Annotated in this window: 2 protein-coding genes; both read left to right on the plus strand. The window is 36.5% G+C overall.

The features are described 5' to 3' along the window. Window positions 1-1,953, plus strand: a 1,953-nt coding sequence (locus ENL20_08080) for a hypothetical protein (GenBank protein ID HHE38516.1), incomplete at its 5' end; no start/stop codon positions are given. Between the two features lie 384 nt (window positions 1,954-2,337). Next, a complete protein-coding gene (gene lon, locus ENL20_08085) occupies window positions 2,338-4,674 on the plus strand; it encodes an endopeptidase La (GenBank protein ID HHE38517.1) in 2,337 nt (778 codons plus the stop codon). The last annotated feature ends 240 nt before the right edge of the window (window positions 4,675-4,914 follow it).

A 4,914-nucleotide genomic window follows, 5' to 3' on the forward strand; every position in this document is an offset into this window, starting at 1 on the left:
GTCATCGGAGCTTTATACTCGATCGGATATCCAGCCACAGAAATTGAAAATATTTTCCTCCAAACAAATTGGAAGGAAGTCTTTATTGATAATATCTGCCGTGAAGATGTTTATATCGGACAAAAACGCTGGAAACCTTATGCCAATTATTTCTTTGATTTGGACCAGAATTTTTTACCGAAATTACCTCTCGCTATTTCATCCGGAAATGAAATAATCAACAAAATGTTCGATCTGACTTATCCGGTCTCTCACCTTGATAATTTCGATGATTATCAAATCCCTTTCCGTTGTCTCGCAACAAATATCCTGAATGGTGAAACGAAAGTATTTTCAACCGGTTCTCTACCCGAAGCATTAAGAGCTTCCATGTCTATTCCTTCTTTGTTCAAACCATTTGAACTGGGAAATGAATTGTTTATCGATGGAGGAGTAAAATCCAATCTACCGGTTGAGACTGCAAAAGGAATGGGAGCAGATTTTGTTATTGCTTCGCAGGTAAATTCAGGATTGCGGACAGAAGAAGAACTTCAAAACCTGATCCATATGCTCGATCAGACCATAAATTTGAGCATAATCCGTAATGTCAATGAATCTGCTGAACTTTGCGACTTTCTGATCAAACCGGATTTAGGAGATATTTCTTTCCTTGATTTTGAGAAAGCGAAAACAATTATCAATTTAGGTGAAGAAGAAGCATGGAAAATTCTTTCTCAAATTGAGTTTTCTCCAAAAGTTGAGGATAGTAAAAGTAAACCTGCAATATTACCTGCAAATATCAATTTTTCCAGGATTTCAGTTTCTGGTAATAAATTCCTTCATCCCTCAAAAATATTGGAATATGTGGAGTTGAAAAAAGGAATATCCTATACAAAAAAAGATATTCTACAAGCAATCAAACATGCTTACAATTCGGAATTATTTACCTTTATCTATCCTGTTATTCGAGAAAAAGAGGGCAAATATGAACTTCTTATAAAGGTAATCGAAAAGGATAGAAAGCGATATGGGGTCAATCTTAATTACAATAATAATAATGAGATCGTTGCCGGTTTAACTTTGGATTTAACCAATGTTCTGCAGAAGAATTCCAAATTGATCTGCAATTTGCAGGTTGGAGCAAGGCATGAACTGAATCTCGATTATGTGAAAAATTTTGGCAAACACTGGGGAGTTTATTTTCGTATTTTTCCCTATTTAAAAGAGCATAAATTATTTTCATATAATGATGATCATGAAAAAATGAACAGTGTAAAATCTCTGGAAACCGGTGGAACTCTTGGAATTGGAATTTTTGCCAGAGAAATTGTCATTGCTGAAGTTTTCGGTTATTCTTTCAAAACAAGAATGTACAGGGATATTGCTGATTTTGAAGACACACAATTTACAGCGACCGGACTTGGTTTCAAGCTTTATCATGAAAGCCTGGACGATTATGTTTTTCCCATGAGGGGAAGTCAATTTCTGATCAAATTAACAGGAGCGAGAAAGGTCTTTTTCAGCGACGAAGGTTACAAAAAAATGTATGCGAGGATCAGGATGCTCCTGCCTTTTGCAAGGAATCTTTCTCTCAAATACCAGTTTGAATATGGTTCTTATTTTAAGAAATATGATATTGATTTTGATCCGTTCTATATTGGAGGATTCGATAGTTTTATGGGTTTATATTCCAGAGAAAGAAGTGCTCCTATCTACCAGATAAATACTTTAGCTTTAAGATCAGAGCTTTATGATCACTTTTTTGGAGATCTGCATTTTAATTTTCTAAATTTGGGAAATACGGAAAGCTGGTTGCCTGAGGAAAACACATACTATGGAGCAGGGATAAAATTAGGTTATCAAACTTTTTTTGGACCGCTCAGGATCGGAGCAGCGATAGCTCAGGACAGGAAGGCATATTATTACCTATCTGTAGGTTATGAATTTGATGCTTTTGAATTTTCGAGAAAATAAATTCAGAAAATAAATTCAGAAAATAAATTCAGAAAATAAAATATTTTTGCATATCTCCTGAATTTGTGAGCTTCTAATCAGATTTTGAAATCATTATTAATGATTATCAATTTTTTTGAAAATTTTGGTGTCAAGCCTGGAAAATAAAATATGGGATTGACATAAAAATAAGAAAAAATATCTTATAAAAATAAATGGCTCTTTATAGGATTTGTTGGGTCTATAAAAAAATAATACCCAATATCCTATACGGAATATCCAATGATGAAGGAAAAAAAGAGAATAAGTTACACGAGATTCATTTCGTGAATAAAATTGTAAAATAAAAACGGGGTCTCAACTCCAGAAAACTTAAATAATAAGAATCAAAAATATGAGGTTTGAATGGCTAAAAAAAATAACGAATATGGAATTTATCCTGTTATTCCATTAAGGAATACGCTTGTTGTTCCAAATACGATCACACCTTTACTCGTTGGTCGAGGTGCTTCCATAAAAGCTGCTGATAGTGCGTTGATCGAGGATAAAAAAATAATCTGTATAACCCAGAAATCTAATTCGGATTTCGAAGCAGACCCTAAGGCTAAATTTTTGTATCGAACCGGTACTCTTTGTACAATCCTGCAGGTTCTGAAATTACCTGATGGCACGATGAGACTTCTGGTCGAAGGAGAACAAAGGATTTTAATTGAAAGGTTTTATCGGAATAAGGAATATTTGAGTGCTTATTTTCAAAGAAACGATAAAGTACTGACCAAGAATAAAGTTGAGGTCGAAGCTTTGCTCCGTTCCTTCAAGAAAATATTTATTCAGTACATTAACCTGAATAAGTCTCTTCCGGAAGAGGCAATGGTGCCCTTTGGCGATACCTCAAAACCTGTTGAATTTTTCTATTTTGCTCTGGCAAATATCCAGATAGATATCAGGAAAAAACAGCGAATTTTTGAAATCGATGACCTGTATGAATCCCTGAATAGTATCTATAAGGTTGTAAATGAAGAAGTCGAGATCCTGAAGCTGGAGCATAAAATAGATGTTAAAGTTAAAAGCCGTTTAAATAAGGTTCAGAAAGAATATTACTTGAACGAGCAGTTAAAACAGATCAATAAAGAACTTGGTGTGACCAAAGAAGAAAAAGCTGACCTGATCGATTTTCAGAAAAAAGTCAAAGAAACGAATTTAAGCGAGGAAGCGAAGAAAAAAGCAGAAGATGAATTAAAGAGATTTTCCCGCATGAATCCGTATTCACCGGAATATTCTGTTGTTCACACTTATTTAAGCTGGATTTTGGAATTACCCTGGGATGAACCTGAACTAAGGGATTTCAAACTGAAAAGTGCTCAGGAAATTCTCGACAAAGACCATTACGGACTGGAAAAAGTTAAGGAAAGGATACTGGAATACCTGGCTGTTGTCAAACTGGCGAACAAAGTCAAAGGACAGATCATGTGTTTTGTGGGACCGCCTGGAGTTGGGAAAACTTCTCTCGGAAAATCGATCGCCAGGGCAATGGACAGGAAATTTGTGCGACTTTCTTTAGGAGGGGTTCGCGATGAAGCAGAAATACGCGGACATCGACGAACTTATATCGGAGCTTTGCCGGGAGTGATCATCCAGAGCATGAAAAAAGCCGGAACTCGCAATCCGCTCATAATGATGGATGAGGTTGATAAAATGAGCATGGATTTCAGGGGAGATCCTTCTGCTGCTTTATTGGAAGTTCTCGATCCCGAACAGAACAACAGTTTTCGCGATCATTATCTCGATTTTAATTATGATCTTTCCCAGGTTATTTTTATAACCACTGCCAATACTTTGAATTCTATTCCCAGACCGCTTCTCGATAGAATGGAAGTTATCGAGATCCCGGGTTATACAGCTTTTGAAAAAGTTAATATTGCCAACAAGCATCTAATCCCGAAAGTTATGAAAGAACACGATTTGGAAGGTAAGATCAAGCTTGATTTCCAGGATAATTCTATTAAAAAAATTATTGAACTTTATACACGGGAAGCCGGAGTGCGGGAATTGGAAAGACAGATTTCCAAGATCCTCCGTAAAGTTGTCAAAAAATTCGTGGAAGGAAAATCCAAAAACCACGAAAAGATATCGAATAAGCAGCTGGAAGAATATCTTGGTGTTCCCAAACATCTTTATTCGGAAGTGAACCGGAAAGATGCTGTCGGAGTCGTAACCGGTCTTGCCTGGACATCATTTGGCGGAGAAACTCTGCAGATCGAAGTTGTGAAAATGAAAGGTGAAGGAAAACTCAAACTGACCGGACAACTCGGAGAAGTGATGCAGGAATCGGCGCAAGCAGCTTTCAGTTATGCTCGCTTGCATTCAAAAGAATTCGGACTGAAAGAAGATTTTTATAAAAAGTGCGATCTTCATTTGCATATTCCGGAAGGAGCGATCCCCAAAGACGGACCTTCGGCAGGAGTAACGATCGTAACTGCAATAATTTCCATTTTATCGGATAAAAAAGTGAAGCATAATCTGGCTATGACAGGGGAAATAACTTTAACCGGCAATGTTCTTCCAATCGGTGGTTTGGCAGAGAAGTTGATAGCTGCTAAAAGAGCGAAACTTGAAAATATCATTATTCCTAAACAGAACGAACCGAATCTTACTGAAGTTAATGATGTGATCAAAAAAGGTCTGAATATAATTCTTGTGGATCGAGTTGAGGAAGTTTTGAAGAATGCATTGATCGGTTAAAAACCTTCCGAATGGTTGTCGGACTTCTTGCTTTTCTCGACCTTCGGAATGGTTGAAAATTATCCACGAATTGCACGAAATTGACACTTTGGGAAAATTTCTACCTGGATTTCCTATATAGTGACTGAACGAAAATTCGATTTTCTCGCAAAAAGGAAACTTGACTTAAGACGAAGTCTTGAGTTAAGTTGACTGGCATCAGCGGATTAGAAAACTTAAATCAAGCCAGCTAAAGCAAAC

The sequence above is a fragment of the Candidatus Cloacimonadota bacterium genome (assembly GCA_011372345.1).
Taxonomy (GTDB): Bacteria; Cloacimonadota; Cloacimonadia; order Cloacimonadales; family TCS61; genus DRTC01.

What these genes read in the sequence shown, in the direction of transcription:
- lon (HHE38517.1), top strand. Translation starts at nt 2,338, where the DNA reads ATGGCTAAAAAAAATAACGAATATGGAATTTATCCTGTTATTCCATTA.